Below are 1,175 nucleotides of genomic sequence, written 5' to 3'. Positions count from 1 at the left end.
CGCGGGCGGCCTCGGCCCGGCCGAGCAGTGCGACCGTGGCGGGCACGGCGACCGCGACCAGGCTGCCGGCGAGCACGACGGCCGTGGCCGCCCACGCGCCGCCGTGCAGGCCGATCCGGTCCAGCCAGACGAAGACGAGCGTCGCGCCCGGCGGGTGCCCGGAGACGTGCGTCGTCCACGAATTCGGCTGGAAGTCGAGGATGCGGGAGGAGAACTCGCGCAGCATCCGCGGGATGTCGGTGATCCCCGGCACCTCGTGGAGGTACTCCTGCGGGATGGTGAGGTGCCCGGCGAACCCGCGTTCCCAGCCGTCGACCATGGTCAGCGAGAAGATCCAGGCGAGCGAAGCCAGGTAGCCGGCGGCCAGTGCGCGGCGCCACGGGAGACGGGCGGCCAGCGCCGGGCCGTGCAGCACGACCGCGACGGCGATCAGCACGGCGAACACCGAGCCCGGGCCGACGTGCGGCAGCCAGTCGGCGAACAGCGGCGGCGAGGAAACGAAGATGACCACGCCGGAACCCGGCCGGTTGTAGTACAAGCCGACCGCGGTGGCCGCGGCGACGAGCACCACCGCCGCCGCGACGGCCAAGAGGTCGGCACGGCGACCGGTGACCGGGGCTTCGGGTTCGCGGGCAGGCGACTCGGCGAGCCGGGCTGCCGATTTCGGCTCGCTCATCGCCGTCCACCTTAAGTCCGCGAGCGGCGCCGCGCGCACCGGTGGAAGCGGCCGTAACGACCTGGTAAGAACCTCGTCACTCGTCATGATTCAGTAAGGACCGCAAGGGTTTTCGCCCGTCCACCGCGGACTTACGGTCGGCGCCGTGACTGACTCAGGAGTGGACGTCGTCCTCCCTTGCCTCGACGAAGCCGGCGCGCTGCCCGGCGTACTGGCCGGCCTGCCGCCGGGCTACCGCGCGATCGTGGTCGACAACGGTTCCGCCGACGGCTCCCCCGAAGTGGCGGCCTCGCTCGGCGCGAAGGTCGTCCACGAACCGCGTCGCGGCTACGGCGCGGCCGTGCACGCCGGCCTGGAAGCCGCGACCGCGGACATCGTGTGCTTCGCCGACGCCGACGGGTCCCTCGACCTCGGCGACCTGCCGCGGCTGGTGGCCGCGGTCGAGGGCGGCGCCGATCTCGCCGTGGGGCGCCGGGTCCCGACCAGCCCGGGCGTGTGG

The 1,175-nt window shown here is 73.5% G+C and carries 1 protein-coding gene and 1 pseudogene; one reads left to right on the top strand and one right to left on the bottom strand.

Translation table 11 applies throughout. From position 1 onward, the window contains the following. Positions 1-676 (bottom strand): annotated as a pseudogene (locus tag G3I65_RS32490) (hypothetical protein); the annotation flags it as partial. Between the two features lie 160 nt (positions 677-836). On the opposite strand from G3I65_RS32490, the gene G3I65_RS32485 reads away from it, so the two are divergent. Further along, a partial coding sequence (locus tag G3I65_RS32485; protein ID WP_160699486.1) for a glycosyltransferase family 2 protein occupies positions 837-1,175 on the top strand: 339 nt, incomplete at its 3' end.

It is taken from the genome of Amycolatopsis sp. SID8362 (assembly GCF_010550475.1).
GTDB lineage: Bacteria > Actinomycetota > Actinomycetes > Mycobacteriales > Pseudonocardiaceae > Amycolatopsis > Amycolatopsis eburnea.
This window is presented reverse-complemented; position numbering and strand designations above follow the sequence as displayed.